Annotated in this window: 13 protein-coding genes and 3 tRNA genes; 7 read left to right on the plus strand and 9 right to left on the minus strand. The window is 64.3% G+C overall.

Annotation, left to right across the window (positions count from 1 at the left end; translation table 11 throughout):
• The first annotated feature begins 385 nt into the window (after positions 1 to 385).
• Positions 386 to 9697 (plus strand): type I polyketide synthase, encoded by a 9312-nt coding sequence (locus M1L53_RS22540; RefSeq protein ID WP_054187169.1) that lies wholly within the window; start codon positions 386 to 388, stop codon positions 9695 to 9697.
• Between the two features lie 10 nt (positions 9698 to 9707).
• Positions 9708 to 10106, plus strand: coding sequence for a holo-ACP synthase (locus M1L53_RS22545; RefSeq protein WP_054187168.1), 399 nt, complete (start codon positions 9708 to 9710; stop codon positions 10104 to 10106).
• 58 nt (positions 10107 to 10164) lie between these two features.
• On the opposite strand, the gene M1L53_RS22550 is transcribed toward M1L53_RS22545, so the two are convergent.
• Positions 10165 to 10866, minus strand: a complete 702-nt coding sequence (locus tag M1L53_RS22550; protein WP_003945379.1) for a TetR family transcriptional regulator — start codon at positions 10864 to 10866, stop codon at positions 10165 to 10167.
• A 290-nt stretch (positions 10867 to 11156) separates the two neighbouring features.
• On the opposite strand from M1L53_RS22550, the gene M1L53_RS22555 reads away from it, so the two are divergent.
• Entirely contained in the window at positions 11157 to 12506 is a 1350-nt protein-coding gene (locus tag M1L53_RS22555) for a dipeptidase (protein ID WP_007733289.1), read from the plus strand.
• On the opposite strand, the gene bcp is transcribed toward M1L53_RS22555, so the two are convergent.
• Positions 12503 to 12976, minus strand: a complete 474-nt coding sequence (gene bcp, locus M1L53_RS22560) for a thioredoxin-dependent thiol peroxidase (protein WP_007733290.1) — start codon at positions 12974 to 12976, stop codon at positions 12503 to 12505. The two genes, M1L53_RS22555 and bcp, sit on opposite strands and share 4 nt — an antisense overlap.
• 145 nt (positions 12977 to 13121) lie before the next feature.
• On the opposite strand from bcp, the gene M1L53_RS22565 reads away from it, so the two are divergent.
• On the plus strand, positions 13122 to 13343 hold the full coding sequence (locus M1L53_RS22565) for a DUF3618 domain-containing protein (RefSeq protein ID WP_054187167.1): 222 nt from the start codon (positions 13122 to 13124) through the stop codon (positions 13341 to 13343).
• A gap of 66 nt (positions 13344 to 13409) precedes the next feature.
• Here M1L53_RS22565 and M1L53_RS22570 read toward each other — a convergent pair.
• From M1L53_RS22570 to M1L53_RS22580, 3 genes are all read right to left on the minus strand, one after another.
• A tRNA-Lys gene (locus tag M1L53_RS22570) sits at positions 13410 to 13482 on the minus strand.
• 93 nt (positions 13483 to 13575) lie between these two features.
• Positions 13576 to 15006: an amidase gene (locus tag M1L53_RS22575; protein WP_042925780.1), complete on the minus strand. Its 1431-nt coding sequence runs from the start codon at positions 15004 to 15006 to the stop codon at positions 13576 to 13578.
• A 111-nt stretch (positions 15007 to 15117) separates the two neighbouring features.
• Positions 15118 to 15190: transfer RNA gene (locus M1L53_RS22580), tRNA-Lys, on the minus strand.
• A gap of 368 nt (positions 15191 to 15558) precedes the next feature.
• On the opposite strand from M1L53_RS22580, the gene M1L53_RS22585 reads away from it, so the two are divergent.
• On the plus strand, positions 15559 to 16728 hold the full coding sequence (locus M1L53_RS22585) for an Ig-like domain-containing protein (protein WP_125052658.1): 1170 nt from the start codon (positions 15559 to 15561) through the stop codon (positions 16726 to 16728).
• A 133-nt stretch (positions 16729 to 16861) separates the two neighbouring features.
• On the opposite strand, the gene M1L53_RS22590 is transcribed toward M1L53_RS22585, so the two are convergent.
• Positions 16862 to 17824, minus strand: a complete 963-nt coding sequence (locus M1L53_RS22590) for an oxidoreductase (RefSeq protein ID WP_054187166.1) — start codon at positions 17822 to 17824, stop codon at positions 16862 to 16864.
• Between the two features lie 55 nt (positions 17825 to 17879).
• On the opposite strand from M1L53_RS22590, the gene M1L53_RS22595 reads away from it, so the two are divergent.
• Positions 17880 to 18290 carry a MerR family transcriptional regulator gene (locus M1L53_RS22595; RefSeq protein ID WP_042923889.1) on the plus strand — a complete coding sequence of 137 codons (411 nt, stop codon included), beginning with the start codon at positions 17880 to 17882 and terminating at the stop codon, positions 18288 to 18290.
• Between the two features lie 291 nt (positions 18291 to 18581).
• Here the strand turns inward: M1L53_RS22595 and M1L53_RS22600 are convergent.
• Both M1L53_RS22600 and orn read right to left on the minus strand, forming a co-directional pair.
• Positions 18582 to 18654, minus strand: a tRNA-His gene (locus M1L53_RS22600).
• Positions 18655 to 18738: 84 nt separating this feature from the next.
• Positions 18739 to 19338 carry an oligoribonuclease gene (gene orn / locus M1L53_RS22605; protein ID WP_024487359.1) on the minus strand — a complete coding sequence of 200 codons (600 nt, stop codon included), beginning with the start codon at positions 19336 to 19338 and terminating at the stop codon, positions 18739 to 18741.
• A 120-nt stretch (positions 19339 to 19458) separates the two neighbouring features.
• Between orn and M1L53_RS22610 the strand changes: the two genes are divergently transcribed.
• Positions 19459 to 21198: a helicase HerA-like domain-containing protein gene (locus tag M1L53_RS22610; RefSeq protein ID WP_054187165.1), complete on the plus strand. Its 1740-nt coding sequence runs from the start codon at positions 19459 to 19461 to the stop codon at positions 21196 to 21198.
• Between the two features lie 19 nt (positions 21199 to 21217).
• On the opposite strand, the gene lysA is transcribed toward M1L53_RS22610, so the two are convergent.
• Entirely contained in the window at positions 21218 to 22561 is a 1344-nt protein-coding gene (gene lysA, locus M1L53_RS22615) for a diaminopimelate decarboxylase (protein WP_054187164.1), read from the minus strand.
• Positions 22562 to 22709 lie beyond the last annotated feature (148 nt).

Here is a 22709-nt window from a genome sequence, read left to right on the forward strand (position 1 = left end):
GCGCTGAACGTAGCGAGGGGGTCCGACAGATTGTGGCCCGGAACGCACGGGATCGACCGTCCGTCAAGGAGGTCACGAATTGGTAACAATAAATATGAGGGGTTCCTCAGGTTTCTGAAAATCCCGGTAACAGTCCCAGGCAGGGCGTTCGCGACCTACTCGCGAGTCACTTTCTCGAAGTCTCGTGAGGAAGATCACGGCCCCGAAAGTCCAGATTTCCAGGGTGTCGACAAACGTGAGGAAATCCTCATGATTCTGTGTAAACCTTGTCTTGCACGAACGCCCTGACTCCGTCGATTCTCTCGACGAATTCGCGAGCACTTCAGCCGGGCAGCACACCGCAAATCCCACCTCGCCGCAGAGGTGACCAGGAGAGGACGTACGCGTGACGATCGATGACACGACACCTACAGGAAACGGACGCGACTCGAAGGGTGGACGCCGTTTCGGCGTCGATGGGGGACAGTCCCGCACGACCAGCAAAGGTGCCCTCGTCGATTCGCTGAACAACGGCGTTTCCTACGCAATCGCTTTCGGTGGACAGGGCGCTCCCTGGCTCACCTCGCTCGAGGAGCTCAGCCGTGACAACGGACTGGAGCCCGTTCTGACCGATCTGGTCAATGACGCAGCAGCACGCCTCGCGCCCGTCGCGCAGGATCTCCTCGTGGTTCGCCCGGTCGGATTCGATCCGATCGCGTGGATGCTCGAAGCCGAGATCGTCGACGAAGAAGAAGGTGAGAAGTCGGCCGGGCCTTCCGCTGCCGCGCTCACCGCAGCTCCGGTGTCACTCCCCGGCGTCTTCCTCACGCAGCTTGCGGCGTTGCGTGCACTCTCCGCTCAGGGTCTGGATGTAGCCGGTAACCCGCCGGCTGCCGTCATCGGCCACTCGCAGGGCCTTCTGGCCACGGCTGCCGTAGCCGCGCAGGGCAATGACGACGGTGAACTCCTCGCCGTCGCACAGCTCGTCGGTGCTGCTGCCAGCTTGGTCGGCCGTCGCCGCGGCGTCATCGCCGGCGCCTCCGCGAAGCCGATGGTTGCGGTCTCGGGCGTCGATCCCGAGCGTCTCGCGGCCATCGTCGCCGAGCTTGCCGAGGGTGTGGCGCCTGAGCGCGCGGCTGTCCTCGCTATCCGCAACGGCCGTCGCCGCGTCGTTCTCGCCGGGCCGCCCGCTCAGCTGGCACGCGTGCAAGAGCGTTGCGAGCAGATCGAAGCCGAGGAAGCCCGCGAGCGTGAGGGTAAGAAGCGTGGCGGTTCCGTCTTCGCGCCGTCCTTCGATCCGCTCGACACCGAAATCGGCTTCCATCACCCCGCATTGACCGAGGCCGTCGAACTCGTCGGCAGCTGGGCGACCCGTTGCGGTCTCGACGCGGACCGTGCGCGCGAACTTGCGCAGGGTGTCCTCGTCGATCCGGTCGACTGGGTCGAGGCTGTCGACGGCGCAATCTCCGCCGGCGCCAAGTGGATTCTCGATCTCGGACCCAGCGATCAGCTGACCCGAATGACGTCCTCTTCGCTGCGTGGGCAGGGCATCGGCATCATCGCGGCCGCCACCCGCGGCGGACACCGCAATCTGCTCACCCCCGGTGCAGCACCTGAGGTCTCACGTTCGTGGTCCGAGTTCGCGCCGAAGCCCGTTGCGCTTCCCGGCGGCCGTATCGGCGTCGAGACCGCGTTCACGAAGCTGACCGGTCGTTCACCCATCCTGCTAGCAGGTATGACGCCGACGACGGTCGACGCCAAGATCGTTGCCGCGGCAGCCAATGCCGGTCACTGGGCCGAGCTTGCCGGTGGCGGGCAGGTCACCGAAGAAATCTTCGAAGACCGTGTCGCAGAGCTGAAGATGCTGCTCGAGCCGGGCCGCGCGGTCCAGTTCAACTCCCTGTTCCTCGACCCGTACCTGTGGAAGCTGCAACTCGGTGGCAAGCGCCTCGTGCAGCGTGCCCGTACCGCCGGTGCTCCCATCGACGGCGTCATCGTCACCGCCGGTATCCCGGAACTCGAAGAGGCTGTTGCTCTCATCGACGAGTTGTCCGAGATCGGCATCACCAACATTGCATTCAAGCCCGGCACCGTGGCGCAGATCCGCTCCGTGATCCGCATCGCCAACGAGGTTCCGAACTTCCCGGTCATCGTCCACATCGAAGGCGGCCGCGCCGGCGGACACCACTCGTGGGAAGACCTCGACGACCTGCTCCTCGACACGTACGCCGAGCTGCGTACACGCCCGAACCTGGTCATCTGCGTCGGTGGCGGCATCGGAACACCCGAGCGCGCAGCCGATTACCTGACCGGTCGCTGGTCTGCCGCAGCCGGTTTCCCGGCCATGCCCGTCGACGGCATCCTGGTCGGCACCGCAGCCATGGCGACTCTCGAGGCCACCACCTCTCCCGAGGTCAAGCAGCTCCTCGTCGACACACCCGGTACGCCGGACTGGGTCGGTGCAGGTACCGCTGAAGGCGGAATGGCCTCCGGCCGTAGCCAGCTCGGTGCCGACATCCACGAGATCGACAACGCGGCTTCGCGTACCGGGCGCCTCCTCGACGAGGTTGCCGGCGATTCCGAGGCAGTGGCCGAGCGCCGCGACGAGATCATCGCCGCCCTCGACGTCACCGCCAAGCCGTACTTCGGCGACGTCGAGACCATGACGTACGCACAGTGGCTGCGCCGCTACCTCGAGCTGACCGTCGGCATCGACGCGGCGAAGGAATTCGACTGCGGCGCCGATCTTCAGGACGCCATCGTCGAGGCGACGTCGAGCCCGTGGCTCGACATCACCTGGCGTGCTCGCTTCGGCGAGATGCTCCAGCGCACCGAGGCGCGTCTGCACCCGGTCGACCGCGGCCCGATCCCCACGCTGTTCGCTGACGCCGAGACCCTCGAGCGCCCCGAGGCTGCGATCTGCGCACTGCAGGCGTCGTACCCGGACTACTCGACCACCGTTCTGCATCCCGCAGACGTCTCGTTCTTCATCTCGTTGTGCAAGACGCCGGGCAAGCCGGTCAACTTCGTTCCCGTCGTCGACGGTGACGTGCGTCGTTGGTGGCGCAGCGACTCCCTGTGGCAGGCACACGACCCCCGCTACACCGCCGATCAGGTTTGCGTCATCCCCGGCACCGTTGCCGTCGCCGGCATCACCCGTGTCGACGAGCCGGTCGGTGACCTGCTCGATCGCTTCGAGAAGGCGACCTACGACGAATTGGTTGCTTCCGGAACCACTCCGGTGGCACTCGCGAGCCGTCGCCACCAGGATTCCGCACCCGGACTTCTCGACGCCGTTCTCTCGGCTCCTGACCTCCAGTGGGCCGGCCGCCTGACCCAGAACCCCGTCCGTCGTCTCGGCGACCTCGACGAGTGGAGTGCAGAGTCTGCCGACAAGGCAGTTCACGGCACCACCGGTTCCAGTCTGACCGTCGTCGATTCCTCGCACGTGCTGCTTTCGGTTCCGTTGGTGGCAGGCAAGTCCGTCGACATCACGATCACGATCCCCGAGTCCGTCGTCGACGGCGGCGCTCCGGTTGTCACCGAAGCCGATGCCGAAGGTGCGATGTCCGCGCTCCTGGCAGTTGCTGCCGGACAGGAACTTCCGACAGTCAAGAACGGCAAGGCTCGCCTCAACGTCGCGTGGGTTCCCGATCGCATCGCCGATCACGCCGGTGTCACCGGTTCGGGTCTGCCCACCACGCTCAGTGTCAGCGGCAAGGCTGTTCCGGACGTCGTCGTCGGAGCATGCTGGCCTGCAGTGTTCGCAGTCCTCGGCGCAGCCAAGCTCGACAGTCTTTCCGTTATCGAAGGCATGCTCGACCTGGTCCACCTCGACCACACCGTCGACTTCGTCGGTGAACTTCCCTCCGAGACAAGCATTCTCGTGGTCAATGCCGAGGTCGCCTCGGTTCTCGACACCGACCTCGGTCGTGTCGTCGAGGTCAAGGTCGAGGTCGGTGCCATGCTCGGCGAGGGCCTCGACGCCCCCGCAGTCGTCACCATGACCGAGCGTTTCGCGATCCGCGGACGCACCGGTGCAGGCGAACTCGCCGACCCGGCTCGCGCCGGTGGATCGATCAGCGATGCGGCTGTCGACACCTCGCGGCGTCGTCGCCGTGACGCGAAGATCCTCGCGCCGGTCAGCATGGGCGCGTTCGCTCAGGTTTCCGGTGACCACAACCCGATTCACACCTCCGACAACGCCGCTCTGCTGGCCGGCCTCGGAACCCCGATCGTGCACGGCATGTGGCTCTCCGCCGCAGCGCAGCAGGTAGTCACCGCAGTCGACCCGGCCGAGACCCGCGTCCCGCCGCGCCGCCTGACCGCCTGGACCGCTCGCTTCCTCGGGATGGTTCGACCCGGCGCCGAGATCGACGTCCGTGTCGATCGTGTCGGTATCGACCAGGGCGCGGAAATCGTCGAGGTCGGCTGCCGCATCGACGGTGAACTGGTCATGGTCGCCACCGGCCGCACCGCCGCGCCGAAGACCGTCTACGCCTTCCCCGGCCAGGGCATTCAGCGCCCGGGCATGGGCCTCGACGCTCGCGCACGCTCCAAGGCCGCCCGCGACGTCTGGGAGCGCGCGGACAAGCACACTCGTAAGGCACTCGGATTCTCGATTCTCGCTGTCGTGCGCGACAACCCGGTGACCGTCAAGGCCCGTGGTGTCGAGCACAGGCATCCCGACGGTGTCCTGCACCTGACTCAGTTCACCCAGGTGGCCATGGCCGTTCTCGGTGTTGCCCAGGTTGCCGAGCTGCGCGAATCCGGAACCTTCATCGAGGATTCCCTTCTGGCCGGTCACTCGGTCGGTGAGTACAACGCACTCGCTGCTGTCGCCGAGGTTTTCCCGCTCGAAGCACTTCTCGAGGTCGTCTTCCAGCGTGGCTCCGCCATGCACCAGCTCGTTCCCCGTGACGAAGCCGGACGCTCCGACTACCGCATGGCCGCTATTCGCCCGTCGCAGATCGGTGTTTCCGACGACGACGTGCAGGGCTTCGTCGCCGGTGTCGCCGAGACCTCCGGTGAGTTCCTCGAAATCGTCAACCTGAACCTGCGCGGCAGCCAGTACGCCATTGCCGGTTCGGTAGCCGGTCTCGACGCACTCGAAGTCGAAATCGATCGTCGCCGAGCAGAATTCGGTGGCAAGCGGGCATACATCCAGGTTCCCGGCATCGACGTGCCGTTCCACTCCACCGTCCTTCGCGGTGGCGTGGCGGACTTCCGCGTGTGCCTGCAGGACTTGCTCCCGCACGACATCGATCCGGACATCCTGATCGGCCGCTACATCCCGAACCTGGTTCCGAAGCCGTTCTCGCTGCGTCGTGACTTCGTTCAGGAAATCGCCGACCTGGTGCCGTCCGAGCCGCTGCAGGAAGTCCTCGCAGACTTCGACAGCTACGCAACGCGCACTCACGAGTTGTCCCGCATCATCCTGATCGAGCTGCTGGCTTGGCAGTTCGCCAGCCCGGTCCGTTGGATCGAGACGCAGGACCTGCTCTTCGGTGACGAGTCCGAAGGTGGACTCGGGGTCGAACGCTTCGTCGAGATCGGTCTCGGCGCTGCCCCGACCGTTGCAAACCTCGCGTCGCAGACCCTCAAGCTGCCGGGCCGCTTCGGCTACCCGGTCGAGGTTCTCAACGTCGAGCGCGAAGCTGCGATCGTCTACGGCACCGACGTCGACCCCGCTGTCGATGACGACGACGAGATCGAAGCGCCTGCCGCGCAGGCTGCACCGGCCGCCGCGGCTGCTGCTCCGGTTGCCGCTGCCGCGCCGGCTGCACCTTCGGGTGGACCGCGTCCGGACGACCTCACCTTCAAGGCGCCCGACGCCACGAAGGTCCTGATCAGCCTGTGGACCAAGCTCCGTCCCGATCAGGTCGGCCCCGCGGACACGATCGAGGCACTGTGCGACGGCGTTTCCTCGCGTCGCAACCAGCTTCTGGTCGACCTCGGCTCCGAGCTCTCCCTCGGTGCCATCGACGGGGCCGCAGACGCCGACATGGGCTCCCTGGGGGCAACCGTCGACAAGCTCGCCCGTACGTACAAGCCGTTCGGACCGGTGCTCTCCGATTCGATCAACGATCACCTGCGTAAGGTCTTCGGCCCCTCGGGCAAGCGTCCCGGCTACATCGCCGACCGCGTCAAGAAGGTCTGGGAACTGGGCGACGGCTGGGCACACCACGTCACCGCAGCAGTGGCTCTCGGTACCCGTGACGGCGCCAGCATCCGCGGCGGCGACCTCGGTGGCCTGAGCTCCGGCGCACTGGCCGACGCTGCAGCAGTGGACGCAGTCATCGACAGCGCAGTTGCCTCGGTCGGGTCTGCTCGCGGAGTCAGCGTCTCGTTGCCGGCTACCGGCGGCGGAAGCGGCGGAACCGTCGACGCAGCCGCTCTGGGTGAGTTCACCGAGAACATCACCGGTCGCAACGGCGTTCTGGCCTCGGCCGCACGCCTGGTACTCGAGCAGCTCGGACTGAACGAAGAAACGGCAGTCGCGACGGTCGAGGACACCGAACTGGTCGACCTGGTCTCGGCTGAACTCGGCTCCGACTGGCCGCGTCTGGTTGCTCCGGCATTCGACGCGCAGAAGGCCGTTCTGCTCGACGACCGCTGGGCAAGTGCGCGTGAGGATCTCGCTCGCATTTGGCTCGGTGACACCGCGCTGTCGGTCGAGAACTTCATCGGTGCCGGCTCCACCGTCGCCGCACAGGCGAAGTGGTGGGCCACCCGTGCAACCGACGAAGGCCGCACCGCACTCGCCGAGGTCTACACCCGCATCGCTGATGCGGCTGCTGCGGCAGAATCCGACGCACCCGAGTGGGCAGGCGAGGTCGCAGTAGTGACGGGCGCCAGCAAGGGTTCCATCGCGGCAGCGGTCACGGGCAAGCTCCTTGCCGGTGGCGCAACGGTATTCGTGACCACCTCGCGACTCGACGGTCAGCGTCTCGGCTTCTACCGCGACCTGTACCGCGAGAACGCTCGCGCCGGTGCCGCCCTCTGGGTGGTTCCCGCGAACATGGCGTCGTACACCGACGTCGACGCACTGATCGACTGGATCGGCAACGAGGCCACCGAGAACGCAGGCGGCGCCAAGAAGCTCATCAAGCCGGCTATGACGCCGACGATGCTCTTCCCGTTCGCAGCTCCGCGTGTCGGCGGCGAACTCTCCGACGCCGGCGCTCGCGCCGAAATGGAAATGCGCGTGCTGCTCTGGTCGGTGGAGCGCCTCATCGGCGGTCTGTCGAAGATCGGTTACGACAGCGATGTCGACACGCACCTGCACGTGGTGCTGCCCGGTTCGCCGAACCGCGGAACGTTCGGCGGCGACGGTGCTTACGGTGAGGCCAAGGCTTCGCTGATCGCCGTGGTCAACCGCTGGAAGGCCGAGCGCAACTGGGCCGAGCGGGTCACGTTGGCACATGCGGTCATCGGTTGGGTTCGCGGAACCGGACTCATGGGTCACAACGATCCGATCGTCGACGCAGTCGAAGCTGCGGGCGTCCGCACCTGGTCCACCCAGGAGATGGCGACCCAACTGCTGAAGACGGCAACCCGTGAGTCGCGGCGCGCTGCAGCAGAGGCCCCGCTCGAGGTCGACCTGACCGGCGGACTGTCCGAGGCCAACCTGGATCTGGGTGCTTTGGCCAAGGAAGCTGCCGAGGTTGCCGAGATCGCCGAAGCTGTCGACGAAGCAGTGGACGAGTCCAGCATCCTGGCGCTGCCCGCGCCGGCTCGCATCGACGACTCGGTCAAGGCTCCGAGCTGGCCCGAACTGGACGTCACCCCCGCGGACCTCGTGGTCATCGTGGGTGCCGGAGAGCTCGGACCCTACGGTTCCTCGCGTACCCGCTTCGAGATGGAGGTCGACGAGCAGCTCTCTGCCGCAGGCGTTCTCGAATTGGCGTGGAACACCGGACTCATCGTCTGGGAGAACGACCCCAAGCCGGGCTGGTACGACGTCGAATCCGGTGACCTGGTACCCGAGGCGGAAATCGCCGACAAGTACCACGACGCAGTCGTCGAGCGTTGCGGCATCCGTCGTTACGTCGACGAGGGCGCGATGATCGACAACACCGCTCCGCTGCTCACCTCCGTGTTCCTGGACAAGGATCTGAGCTTCGTGGTCGGCAGTGAGGCAGAGGCTCAGGCCTTCGTCGAATCCGATCCGGAGAACACGACGGCGACGGTTTCCGCCGAGTCCGGAGACTGGACGGTCACCCGCCGCGCAGGCACCGAGATCCGCGTCCCGCGCAAGATGAAGCTGACTCGTAGTGTGGGCGGTCAGATTCCGACCAACTTCGACGTCACCAAGTGGGGCATCCCCGCCGACATGGCAGATTCGGTCGACCGCGTCGGCCTCTGGAACATCGTCGCAACGGTGGACGCCTTCCTCACCGGCGGCTTCACTCCGAGCGAACTGCTCCGCTGGGTACACCCGAGCCTGGTCGCCAACACGCAGGGCACCGGCATGGGCGGCATGACCTCCATGAGGAGCCTGTACATCGACACGCTGCTCGGCGAGAACCGTCCGAACGACATCCTGCAGGAAGCGCTGCCGAACGTCATTGCAGCGCACGTCGTTCAGTCGTACGTCGGCGGTTACGGTGCGATGGTTCACCCCGTCGCCGCCTGCGCCACGGCAGCGGTATCCGTCGAAGAAGGCGTCGACAAGATCCGACTCGGCAAGGCGCAGTTGGTTGTTGCCGGCGGGTTCGACGATCTGAGCACGGAAGGCATCATCGGCTTCGGCGACATGTCGGCCACTGCCAAGACCGAGGACATGCATGCCAAGGGCATCGAGGATCGCCGCTTCTCGCGGGCCAACGATCGTCGCCGCGGCGGATTCGTCGAGTCGGCCGGTGGCGGAACGATTCTCCTCGCTCGCGGTGACCTGGCACTCGAGATGGGTCTTCCCGTCCTCGGTGTGGTCGCCTGGGCCGGATCGTTCGCCGACGGTGTCCACACCTCGATCCCGGCACCGGGACTCGGAGCACTGGGCGCCGGACGTGGGGGAGCGGATTCGCAGCTCGCACTCTCGCTCAACGCACTCGGCGTGAGCGCCGACGACATCGCCGTGATCTCCAAGCACGACACCTCCACTGCCGCCAATGATCCCAACGAGGCAGAGCTGCACGAGCGCCTCGCCGGGGCATTGGGACGCAGTGAAGGCGCGCCGATGTTCGTGGTCTCGCAGAAGAGCCTGACCGGTCACGCCAAGGGTGGTGCCGCAGCCTTCCAGCTGATCGGGCTCTGCCAGGTACTGAGCCAGGGCATCGTCCCGCCGAACCGCAGCCTCGACTGCGTCGACGACAAGATGGCCGAATTCGAGCACCTCGTGTGGGCACGTCAGCCGCTCAAGTTCGGTGAGCATCTTCCGCTGCGCGCGGGCCTGCTGACCAGCCTCGGCTTCGGTCACGTCTCCGGACTGATCGCAGTCGTGCACCCGCAGGCATTCGTCGAGTCGGTTCCGGCCGACAAGCGTGACGCCTATGTTGCTGCGGCCCAGCAGCGGACGATCGACGGTCAGCGTCGCCTCGCGAAGGCGATGTGCGGTGGCGACAGCCTCTACGAGCGCCCGGCGGATCGTCGCCTCGGTGCCGACGGAACGCCGGCCAAGGCGTCGCGTCAGCTCGAAGCGGACATGCTGCTGAGCGAGGACGCACGACTCGGCGCAGACCAGGTGTACCGCTCGAATCTGCCCGGCTGCAAGTAGTAGTCACGGTATGGGAGTTCTGGGTATCGGCTTCGACCTCGTGACGGTGTCGGAGTTCGCCGAGCAATTGAACAGGTCGGGAACGGCAATGCTCGACAACTTCACACCGGGCGAGCGTCGAGACGCCGCTACCCGGAGCTCCGAACCGGCACGACATTTCGCCGCCCGGTGGGCTGCGAAGGAAGCAGTGATCAAGGCATGGTCAACTGCTCTCTTCGCCGGCCCACCGGTGCTGGGGGAAATGATCCACAATCAGATCGAGGTCGTCTCGGACGCCTGGGGGCGCCCCGGCATCCGGCTTCGCGGTGACGTGGCCAAACACCTGACCGGAGTGAAGATTCATATCTCGCTCACCCACGACGGGGACATGGCGGGCGCTTTCGCGGTCATCGAATCCGACCCGGAGTAGCACTGCCGCACACGAAAGAGCCGGTCTCCCAAGGGGAGACCGGCTCTTTGTCGTTCGACTAGTCCTTCGTGCGGGATTCCTTCTCGGCGACGAGGAGATACGCGATCATCAACCTTTTCAGTTCGGCGACGGCGTCGGCATGCGACTGACCGTCCTGAACCGAGAAATTGAGCATCGAATACACCACGTGGACAAGAACTTCCGCCATCATCAGGCGACGATCTCGCCGCGTACGAGGCGTCAACGGGCCGAGCATTTTCGCTACGGTCTCGGCGAACTGCTTTTCGTGAATGACTCCGGTTGCCCGCGTGGACGGCGTCGACTGCATCGCCAGCCAGACCTCGCGGCGCGACGGATCAGACGTCCACAGCCCGGCCATGTGATCGACGAAACTGTTCAGGAACCGCAACCAGTCGAGCGAGGGTACTTCGCCGCCGAACTGAGCAAGCTCGTGCTGGACCCCGACGAGGTCCTGGCGGTTCAATTCGCACACGATGACGTACTTGTTCGCGAAGAACTGGTAAAGCGTCCCAATCGGGACGTCAGCACGTGCCGCGACTTCTTCACAGGTGAACGATTCGAAACCGACATCGGTGAGGAGTTCCCGTGACGCAGCCAGGAGTGCGTCGAATTTACGCTGGCTGCGCTCTTGCGTCGGACGCTTGCGCGGCAGCAGTTCCTGCGGTTCTTCGAGGCTCTGGGGATTCTCCAGTGCTGGGTCGACTCGTCGCCGCGCGCGGTGACGAGTCGTGGGCTGCACGTCTTCCAGGCTATCGGTGTTTTCTGTCGAATTTGGGACTTGTGCATTATCCGGTGTCATCGGCCACCTACTTCGGCGGTCGTGATCGGTCGAAACGCACCGCGCAGGTGCGCGCACACGAGTCCCGATGCTGTTGCCACACCTCGATACTAGGTGACCAACTGTCCAGTAGCCGAAGAGGTTGCTGCGCGGTGTGGCGCAACGGCGATCCTGGCGCCTGCCTACGTCCGATTCGGGCAGACTGAGATTCTTCGGGCACACCGAGATTCGATGCCGAGGAGAGGGAGACGATGACGGAAGAACTGCGAACCGCGGTAGGTGAACTCATGCCGCGTGCCCGTGAGGATCTGAGTGCACTTGTGGCGATGAAGTCCGTCGCCGATGCACGGCAGTACCCGCCGGAAGAATGCGCGGCCGCTGCGCATTGGGTCCTGGAGGCATTCCGGGCTCAGGGTTTCGCCGATATCGAGGCGATCGAGACCTCCGACGGTTCGGCCGCGGTTGTCGGGCGTCGACCAGGCCCGGGCGGTGCTCCGACCGTTCTGCTGTACTGCCACTACGACGTTCAGCCGCCCGGAAACGAAGAGCTCTGGGGCTCCCCGCCTTTCACGCTCACCGAGCGCGACGGACGGTGGTACGGACGGGGCGCTTCCGACTGCAAGGGCAACGTCGTCATGCATCTGACAGCTCTGCGAGCGCTCGCCGCAGCCGGTGTGGATCCGAGCGTCCACCTGACGCTCGTCGCCGAAGGATCCGAGGAGATGGGCACTGGCGGTCTCGAGGATCTGGTGCGAGAGCGGCCCGAACTTTTTGCAGCCGACATGATCCTGATCGCCGATACCGGCAACACCGAAGTCGGGGAGCCGACGATCACGACGTCATTGCGCGGGATCGCGAACGTTGTGGTCCACGTGTCGACGCTCGAGGGTGAGATTCACTCCGGTGTCTTCGGTGGACCGGCGCCCGATGCGATCACCGCGCTGGTGCACATACTCTCGACGCTGCACGACAGCGCCGGAAACACCACTGTCGAAGGCTTGACGAACGACCAGGAATGGGCGGGTGTCAGTTATGACGGCGATCAGTTCCGCTCCGACGCCGGGGTGCTCGAAGGGGTGCAGCTGACTGGTTCCGGTTCGGTCGCGGAGCAGGTGTGGGCTCGTCCGGCGCTGACCATCCTGGGTATCGACTGCCCGCCGGTCGTGGGTTCGGCGGCGGCGATCACGCCCCGCGCGTCGGCACGCCTGAATCTTCGTGTCCCGCCTGGCACGGATCCGGCGCAGGCACAGAAGTTGTTGACGGACCACCTCCGCGCGGCGGCGCCGTGGGGCGTCCACATCGAGGTCGTTCCGGAATCGACGGGATCGCCGTTCTCGTCCTCGACGGAGGGTGCAGGTTTCGCGCAGCTGAAGTCCGCGCTCACCGATGCCTACGGCCGCGAAGTCGGATTTGCCGGCCAAGGGGGATCGATACCGCTGTGCAGTGCACTGGCCGAGCAGTTCCCCGACGCGGAGATCGCGTTGATCGGCGTCGAGGAACCGCAATGCCGCATTCATGCGCCCGACGAAAGCGTCGACCCGTCGGAGATCGAGAATCTTGCTTTCGCGGAGGCTCTGTTCTTGAGCCGGTACGGGAGTTAGACCGACAGATCGCGTCGTAGCTTGGCGACGTGGCCGGTGGCCCGGACGTTGTACTGGGCCACCTCGATCTTGCCTTCCTCGTCGACGAGGAACGTCGAGCGGATGACGCCCTGGACGGTCTTGCCGTACATCTTCTTCTCACCGAACGCGCCCCAGGCTTCGAGCGTCGCCTTCTCGGGATCGGAGAGCAGCGGGAAGGTCAACTCTTCGGTATCGCGGAACTTCGCGAGTTTTGCGGGCTTGTCCGGCGAGATTCCGATGACTTCGAGGCCGGCGCCGTTCAGCTCGGCGAGGCTGTCACGGAAGTCGCAGGCCTGCTTAGTGCACCCCGGGGTGCTGGCCGCCGGGTAGAAGTACACGATGACCTTGCGGCCGCGGTAATCGTGAAGGGAAACCTCGTTGCCATCGGCGTCTGGGAGCGTGAAATCCGGCGCGACGTCGCCGGCGGACAATCTACTGTTCTCGGTCACGGGAATCGAGGTTAGTCGAGAAATTGCGCGGCAGGTGGGCGCGAGGGCATTCTGCTCCTCTACGGTAGAGCGAAGTGTCGGCGCGCTGCGTCCGCACAGCAGACCCGCACACAGAGCAGCAGAACACAGACAAGTTGGAGGACACGTGCCCAGGGACACCGAGAGCATCGAACGCGAGATCGAGAAGGCGCGTAACCAGCTCGCGAGCACACTCGACGAACTGACGGTCCGCACCAACCCGAAGCGGCTGGTCGAGAACACCAAGAAGACGGTGTTCGCCAAGCTCAACGAGCCGGCAGTGAAGTACGCGCTGATCGCAGTCGGTTCAGTGGTGGGAATACTCGTGGTCCGGAAGATCATTCGCTGACCCGAGTTGTCGAAGACAGAACATGAAGAAGGCCCCCACCTGGTGAGGTGGGGGCCTTCTTGCAAGTGCGCCCACAGGGACTCGAACCCCGGACCCAGTGATTAAGAGTCACTTGCTCTACCAACTGAGCTATAGGCGCTCGCTCTTGCGAGACAGAACATTAGCCGACAGGCTCAGGAGTTTGCAAAACGCGTGTTCATCGTGGTGACGATGGTTACATCGCTTCCGGAAGTCACGAGTGTGGAGGGTGCGAATCCGGCCAGCGGACGGTGCTTTCCAACTGCTGTGCGACGGCGAGAATCGTCGGTTCACCACCGCTGCGCCCGACCAGTTGGACGCTCAGGGGGAGTCCGCGTTCGGAGAACCCGGCGGGCACAGCGGCCGCCGGGTTGCCGCAGACATTCCAGATCGAACAGTAGGCGGCGATCGGCAACGCCTTGCGGACTGCTGACAGAAGGCCGGTTCCTTCGAGTTGTCCGATCGGGCGTGGCAGCGCGGGCGTGGTCGGCATCAGGACCAGGTCGAAGGTGTCGAAGACCTGGTTGACCGTCGCTGCGATTCGCTCACCTTTGCGGTAAGCGAATTTCCCGACGCGCGCGGGAGCGGCTATCCGGCCGATGGACGCGAGTGCGCGCGTGCGCTTTTCGAGGAGCGCCGGATGATCGACGCGCAGTGCTTCGTCGCGGACGCCGCCGAGTACCTGCGGGAGAAATGCTGCAGTTGCGTCCGGGTACTCGGGGTCGTGTTCTTCGACGTGATGTCCCAACGCGCTCAACATCTCTGCGATCGAATGCACCGCGGCAACGACCTCCGGGGACGGGCGGACGCCCCGGACCGGACTCCGGGTGGACACTGCAATGCGAAGCGGCCCGGGCGCCGACGCGGCTGACTCGGCAAAGCTGGTGCGGAGCGTTTCGGCTGTGTAGTCGTCGGTCCCGGTGGTACCGGTGATCGCGTCGTACACGAGCGCGCTGTCCTCGACGGAACGAGTGAGAGGGCCTAGCGTGCCGAGTCCGCGCCAGAGGTTGCGGTTCGGCGCGGTGCTCACCCGACCGCGCTGCGGTTTGAGTCCGAACAACCCGCAGAACGCCGAAGGCAGTCGGATGGAACCGCCGCCGTCGCCGCCGATTGCCGCTGCGACCATGCCCGACGCGACGGCCGACGCAGATCCTCCGCTCGATCCGCCCGTGGATACGCCGGTGTCCCAAGGGTTTCTGGTGTAGCCGTTTGCAGCAGTCTCCGTGAAGGGCCAGATGCCGAACTCGGGCATCGTCGTCTTGCCGACGATCACCGCGCCGGCCTCGCGCAACCGCCGGACGACCTCTGAATCGGCCGATGCGATGCGAGTTGCTGCCGCACCGCCGTACGTCGTCGGCGTTCCGGCGACGTCGTTCTCGTCTTTGATCGCGATCGGGACTCCGTGCAGTGGGCCCAGGCTGTGGCCGTCGGCCTGGCGCTGATCGAGACGTGTCGCTTCGTCGAGCGCTTCGTCTGCGAGAACCCGCACAAAAGCATTGAGCGTCGAATCGAGGCGTTCGATACGGCGAAGTGTGTTCTCGGTGAGCTCGCGGGCCGATAATTCTCCGGACCGGATCAGAGCGGCCTGACCCGCAACCCCGGCAAATGCCAGCTCGCTGCCCGGTGTGGTTTCGCGCTCGGTCATCAATCCTCCAGGCCGTGGTTCCGATAACTGTGAAGTCTATTCACCACAACCTGTCCACCACGACACAAAGAAAAATCCCCACCTTCCGAAGAAGGTGGGGACCTTTGCAAGTGCGCCCACAGGGACTCGAACCCCGGACCCAGTGATTAAGAGTCACTTGCTCTACCAACTGAGCTATAGGCGCTCGCTCTTGCGAGACAGAACATTAGCCGAATCGCCGGTTCGGGAGCAAATCGCCAGGTGGAGGCGTCACCGCTGTAGTCCGATCGGAGGAAATCCGCTGAAAGCGGTAACAAAACGGACGGTTCGGAGCGATTGATACTTGAACGTTACTGACGGCGTGGCCTTTCATGACCGTTGGTAACGAGCGCGCCTGGCATCATTGGTGCAGCGCAGTCATACCGCAAGTCCCACTTGCCTTCCGGTAAGTGGGATTCGCATGTGACGCGGAAGTTAGTCGGAGAAATTGTGAAGCGGAGTCGAACGATGAGTCGTCAAAGGTGGGGTCTGTCCGTGCGCGGGGGGAACGGTCGAGCGTCGAAGGGCGCGGCGATGATCGCGGCGTCTCTCGGTGCTCTCGTTCTGATGACCGCGTGCACGTCGGGCGGCAAGGACGTCAGTACCGAAGGGTCGGCGCCGATCGATTCCAATCCGCTCACCGAACTCATCAAGCCGAAGCTCACCTCGACCGCTGCCGACGGCGCTGTCGGCTTCTCGCCGGGCGACCCGGTCAAGATCAACGTCGCTGACGGCGCTTTGTCCGACGTGACGATGGTCAATCAGGACGGCAAGGCAGTTGCCGGCGCGATTGCTGCCGACGGTGCGTCGTGGACCACCACCGAGCCACTCGGCTACAACCGCAAGTACAAAATCGAGGCCCGCGCATTCGGATTGGGTGGCGCCAGTACGACGGTCACGTCCTTCACCACCAGCGCGCCCGGCAACGTCACCAAGCCGTACGTCTTGCCCAACGAGGGTGACGTGGTCGGCATCGGTCAGCCCATCGCGGTGCAGTTCGACGAGAACATCCCCGATCGCAAGGCTGCCGAAGCCGCGATCACCGTCACCACGACTCCGGCCGTCGAAGGTGCGTTCTACTGGGTCAACAATCGTGAGGTCCGTTGGCGTCCGGAGAACTACTGGGCACCGGGCACCAAGGTCGACGTGAGCGTCAACGTGTACGGGCGCAATCTCGGCAAGGGAGTCTTCGGGCAGGAAGACGCGAAGAGTTCCTTCACCATCGGTGATGCCGTCATCGCCACGGCGGACGACAACACCAAGCAGGTCACTTTCCAGGTCAACGGTGAGACTGTCATGACCATGCCCACCTCCATGGGCAAGGACAGCACTCCTACCGACAACGGCGTCTACATCATCGGTGACCGCTTCGCGAACATGATCATGGACTCGTCCACGTACGGCGTCCCGGTCACCTCGGCGCAGGGTTACAAGACCCCCGTCGACTGGGCGACCCGAATGTCCTACAGCGGCATCTTCTTCCACTCGGCGCCGTGGTCGGTCGGGCAGCAGGGCTACTCCAACACCAGTCACGGCTGCCTCAACCTGAGCCCGTCCAACGCCAAGTGGGTCTACGACAACACCAAGCGTGGGGACATCGTCGTCGTCAAGAACACCGTCGGCGGCACTCTCTCCGGCACCGACGGCCTCGGTGACTGGAACATTCCCTGGAGCGTCTGGAAGACCGGCAACGCGGACGTCTGAGTGCGTCCCTGAAGCCTTGAACGGCAGAATGCCCCCGACCGTCCGGTTGGGGGCATTCTGCATCTGTACACCTTTTGTGAGCGAAAGTGCCTCTCGGTCTATCTGAGGCGACGGGAGGTACGTTCGCTCGGTGTCAGCGTCGACCGAACGCGTCCACTCCGGTCATCTCAGCGGACAGTGTCCACAATCTGCGTGCGTCGGCGGGATCGGTAGCCCAAGGTTTCACTCCGCCGACGCTCATGTCATCAGTCTGCGCGACGTCCGCGATGTTGCAGTCCTGGAGGTACGCGCCGGAGTGATCGGCGAGTATCGGTGCCGTCGCTGCCCACACCGTTGTAGCGGCGCCCTGGGAGGGAGTCTTGAACCCCGGCACGGCGTCGCCATTCGACGTCGTCCATCCGAGATCGTGTTTCTCCGATGCAGAGAAGTGACGTTGAAGGGGAGTGAGGATGCTCCCGGGATGGACGGAGAACGCACTGATACCGCGTGAAGCACCGGAGCTCGCCAGCTGTACAGCGAATAGAGCATTTGCAGTCTTGGCTTGACCGTACGCAAGCCAGCGGTCGTAACCGTTGCGGAAATGTATGTCATCCCAACGCACTCCCGACAGAAAATGTCCCGCCGACGAGACCGCTACTACGCGAGAGCCGTTTGCGGGCATGGCTGGCACAAGCAGGTTCACCAGTACAAAGTGCCCGAGGTGATTGATCGCGAATTGTGATTCCCAGCCGGAGCCGACACGGAGTTCCGGGCAGGCCATGACCCCCGCATTGCAGATGATGATGTCCGGAGTGATCCGGGATTCGAGAATTTCTCGCGCACACGATCTGACACTGCTCGGGTCCGACAGGTCGCACGCTCGCACTTCGATACCCGGAATGTCGGCCACCGCGCTCCGTGCCTGTTCTGGTCGGCGGGCAAGAACTACAACTCGCGCGCCGACCGAAGAAAGTGACTGCGAAACCTCATATCCGAGTCCGGAGTACCCGCCGGTGACCAAAACCGTAGTGCCTGTTAAACCTTGTCCGGCAAGTACGTCGTCGGCAGTGGAGACTCGGGAGTATCCGGTGTTGATTTTGCGCTGGATGGAATTCATGGCTGCGACCGTAAAATCTGGAGTGCACTCCAGGTCAAGGAAAGGTCGCCAGGCAATGCGCGAACTGTCAATCGGTGACGTCGCTGTCCAGACCGGAATCAGTATCGATTCCCTTCGATACTTCGAACGTGAGGAATTGCTCGTTCACGAGGTGGCGCGCTCGGCAGGTGGGCGTCGGGTCTACTCCGAAAGCGATGTCTCTTGGTTGAAGCTGTGCAATCGCTTCCGAGACTCGGGTATGCCGATCGCCACGATCCGCGAATTCGCCGCTCTGGTCAGGTCAGGGCCGGGAAACGAGAAGGAGCGGCTTTCACTTTTACAGTCGCATGAGGAGTTGATTCGATCCAGGATCGCTGCGATGCAGGAAAACCTGAACGTCATCCACGACAAGGTTTCGGCGTACGAGCGACATGTTCGCGAGGGGACCGTCGTAGGTGTCTGGGAGCCGGAACCGTCGCCCGAGTGATCGTCGGGTGGGTGATTTGCGGCCATTCCGGCCGCCCCGATGTGAGCGAAAGTGGCTTTCGGTCTATCTGAAGCGACCAGAGGTACGTTCGCTCAGCTCGGGCACGGGTTGCTCGGGAGCGCGCGATTTGTCGCGGTCGCCACCCCACCCACTTCGGGTGAACGTATCGCTGCCCCCGTCAGAGAAGGGGAGCGATACGTTCACCCGGCTGTGGAAGGGGAGATTGGGGCTGGCGCACAAACCAAAAGAACCCCCGAAAATGTCTTTCGACATCTTCGGGGGTTCCGCTTGGGTGAGCGACGGGACTCGAACCCGCGACAGCCAGGATCACAACCTGGTGCTCTACCAACTGAACTACGCCCACCATTGCCTCGGCCACCGGTTTGACCCGGCTGCTTTGACGAAAGAGATACTAGCGCGAAAGTCGGTCAGGAAGCCAATCGGCAGGTCAGGCGGGACCCAAGCCCTCTACGACGGCTGCAATCTCCGCGCTCGACGGTCCGGGCGCCGCGACGAATGCAGTGCCGCGGTAGTACTTGAGTTCGCGGATGGATTCCTTGATGTCGGCGAGTGCCCGGTGGGCGAGACCTTTTTCGGGCTGGCCGAAGTAGATTCGCGGGTACCAGCGGCGGGAGAGTTCTTTGATGGAGCTGACGTCGATCATCCGGTAGTGCAGGTATGTGTCCAGTGCCGTCATGTCCCGTGAGATGAATCCGCGGTCGGTGGCGATTGAATTGCCTGCCAAGGGAGCCGTACCGGCGACGGGAACATGCTTGCGGATGTACGCGAGCACCTCTTTCTCCGCCTCGGCGAGGGTGACCGTCGACTTACGAACCTCTTCGGTCAGTCCCGACTTCGCGTGCATCTTCTTCACGACGTCGGGCATTGCAGCCAACGCGTCGTCGTCGGCGTGGATGACGATGTCCACACCTTCGCCCAAGATGTTCAAGTCGCTGTCGGTCACCAGAGCCGCAATCTCGATGAGTTTGTCCGACTCGAGTCGCAGCCCGGTCATTTCGCAATCGATCCATACCAATTTGTCCTGCACCAGGAACACAGTAGTGCGCGCGGGAGCGGGATAAGGTCTGCGGTGGAAACTCGACGTGTGTGAGACGGCGTTCGGGTGATGACAAGAACTTCGCCGCATTGCAACGAGGAGGGCTTTTCGATGACCGTGGATCCGAAGGACGGAGCCGCGCCGCTGACGCCGGCGGAGAAGGCGAAAGCTGCCAAGGCTGCCGCTGCCGAAGCCGCTCGGATTGCAGCTGAAGCCGCTGCAGCAGCTGAGGAAGCCGAGAAGGAAGCGGCTGCCGCCGAGGCCGAAGCATCGGCCGGAGCCACCCCCGCTGCTCAAGTGCCCTCGGGTGCTGCCGCTGAAATCGCGGCGGGCTATTCATCCGAGGGGCGGGCACTCGAGCTCGGCTCGGTGGTGATCGACGGGGTGGCAGATCCCACCGCACGGGTGCGGATTCCGTTGGCGACGATCAACCGTCACGGTCTGATCGCCGGTGCGACGGGTACCGGCAAGACCAAGACGTTGCAGGGGATCGCCGAGCAGCTGTCCGCCGCGGGTGTGCCGGTTGTGATGGCCGACGTCAAGGGCGATCTCTCGGGTCTGTCGAAGGCGGGGGATCCGAGCGAGAAGATGAAGTCTCGCGCAGTCGAGACGGGCGACGATTCGTGGACTCCCGCTGGGATGCCAGTCGAGTTCTTGTCGTTGGGTACCGACGGAATCGGTACCCCGGTGCGCGCGACCATCACCAGTTTCGGGCCGATCCTGCTCAGTAAAGTGTTGGGCCTCAACGAGACCCAGGAGTCGACACTCGGGCTGATCTTCCACTGGGCCGACACTCAGGGCCTGGCCCTGCTGGACCTCAAGGATCTGCGTTCGGTCATCGCCCACCTGACGAGCGCTGAGGGCAAAGCGGATCTGAAGGGTATCGGCGGAGTTTCCTCCGCGACGGCGGGAGTGATTCTGCGCGCGTTGGTCAACCTCGAAGCCGACGGCGGTGACACCTTCTTCGGCGAACCGGAACTCGAAACCGAGGATCTGCTGCGTGTCGTCGGCGGTGCCGGTGTGATCACGCTGTTCGAACTCGGTGCCCAGGCGGCGCGCCCGGCAATGTTCTCCACCTTCCTGATGTGGGTGCTCGCGGACCTGTTCCAGACGCTGCCCGAAGAGGGAGATCTGGACAAGCCGAAGCTCGTGTTCATCTTCGACGAGGCGCACCTTCTGTTCGCGGACGCGTCGAAGGCCTTCCTTCAGCAGGTGGAACAGACGGTCAAGCTCATTCGTTCCAAGGGCGTCGGCGTGTTCTTCTGCACACAACTTCCGACCGACATTCCGAATTCGGTGCTGTCACAGTTGGGTGCGCGGGTTCAGCACGCCCTGCGTGCCTTCACGCCCGACGATCAGAAAGCCCTCAACAAGACCGTCCGCACGTATCCGAAAACCGAGCACTACGACCTGGAAAAGGCACTGACTTCACTCGGCATCGGTGAAGCCATCGTGACCGTACTCTCGGAAAAGGGTGCGCCGACGCCGGTGGCCTGGACCAAGATTCGTCCGCCGAGGTCGCTGATGGACACCATCGGCAACGACGCGATCAAGGCGGCCGCGTCGTCGAGTCCGCTGAATCAGAAGTACGGCCAGACCATCGACCGCGAGTCGGCGTACGAGAAGCTGACGGCCAAGGTGGCCGGTGCTCCGACAGCGGATCAGTCCCTGGATCTTCCGTCGCTGCCCGATCTGCCGCCACCGCCGCCGGCCGAGCCGGAGGGCCCCAACATCGCCGAGCAGATCTTGGGCAACTCGGCTGTCAAGAGTTTCCTGCGCTCGGCGGCTTCGGCTGCGGGACGCGAGATTTCGCGAAACATCTTCGGCACCGGTAGTCGCCGCAGGCGCTGAGGCTCAGGCGCCCGCGAGGTCAGATGCCGACCTCGCGGGCCAGCAGGTCGTTGATCGATTCGCGCCTGATCAACGGCCGCGCAATCCCGCCCAGCACGGCGACGACCGGCGGCCGGCCGACGCTGTTGTAGGTGGAGGCCATGCTGTGGTGGTATGCGCCCGTACACGGCACTGCCAACAGGTCACCTTCATGTAGGTCGGCGGGAAGCCTTGCTCCGACGGCAATTTCGTCGCCCGATTCGCAGTGGCGCCCGGCGACGGTTACTTCCTGGAGCGGTGCGCGCGAATGTCGGTTCACCAGTTCGACGTCGTAGTGGCTGTCGTACAACGACACCCGAGGGTTGTCGCTCATCCCGCCGTCGACGGAGACGAAGGTTCGTCCCCCGCTGATCGACTTGATGTTCTGTACGCGATAGAGCGTGACTCCGGCCCGCGCAGCGATCGCTCGGCCAGGCTCGAGCACGATTTCGGGGCGAGGGAAGCGGTTTCGGGTGCACGCGTCGTCGAGAGTTTCGTCGATGACGTGAGCGAGGCGGGTCAGATCCAATTGGGCATCTCCCGGCACGTAGGCGATCCCATGGCCACCGCCGAGATCGAGTTCGGTGAGGATGATTCGATGCGTGCGTCGTATGTCGTCCATCTGTGCGATCATCGTCTCGATCGCGGGGCGGAAGAGTTCGGGATCGGTGATCTGGGAGCCGAGATGGCAATGCAGGCCGATGAGCTGCAGGTGCGTCGCGTTGGCGACGACGGATACCGTATGTTCCAGTTCTTCGGAAAACGCTGGTAGGCCGAACTTTTGGTCCACGATGCCCGTGGACACTGCCTTGTGTCCGTGTATGTCGATACCGGGTGTGACTCTGACCAACACCTTCTGTCGGTGGGTGCACACCGACGCGAGCCGTACCGCTTCGCTGGGGGAGTCGAGGACGATCCGGCCGACACCCGCGTTGACCGCCGCCCTCAGTTCGGAAACCGATTTGGCATTGCCGTGCAGGATGATTCGGTGGGGGTCCACGCCCGCGGCAAGCGCGACGGCGAGTTCACCGGCGGAACAGACATCCACCCCGAGTCCCTCGTCGGAGACCCAGGTAGCCATCGCTCGAATCATCAGTGCCTTGCCGGCGTACACGATCTCCGAGTCAGGGAAAATCTCTCGATACGTGCGGCAGCGGTGCCGCACGTCCGCCTCGTCGACGACGTACGTCGGTGTGCCGTACTGGTCCGCGATCTCTTCGAGGGAGACGTCGCCGATGCAGACACGCCCGCTGTGGTCGTGGCGAGTACTGATGGGCCACAACGCAGGATCCATACGCGGTGTCATTGCGCCGCGTAGGGAGGGGAAGATTTCGAGTAGCGTCACGTCGATCTCCTGAAGGTGACCCGCCGTGTTGCGGGCTACTTTCAGATCTACTCCCGAAGATCACCGGTGGGGCGGATCTTGACGCTTACTTGACGCGCCGCCGAACGAGGTTGGCGCGGCTCTGACGGCCTCGGCACTGTGCCCGTGG

It is taken from the genome of Rhodococcus sp. T9N, from assembly GCF_024436645.1.
In the GTDB taxonomy this organism is placed as follows: domain Bacteria; phylum Actinomycetota; class Actinomycetes; order Mycobacteriales; family Mycobacteriaceae; genus Rhodococcus_F; species Rhodococcus_F qingshengii.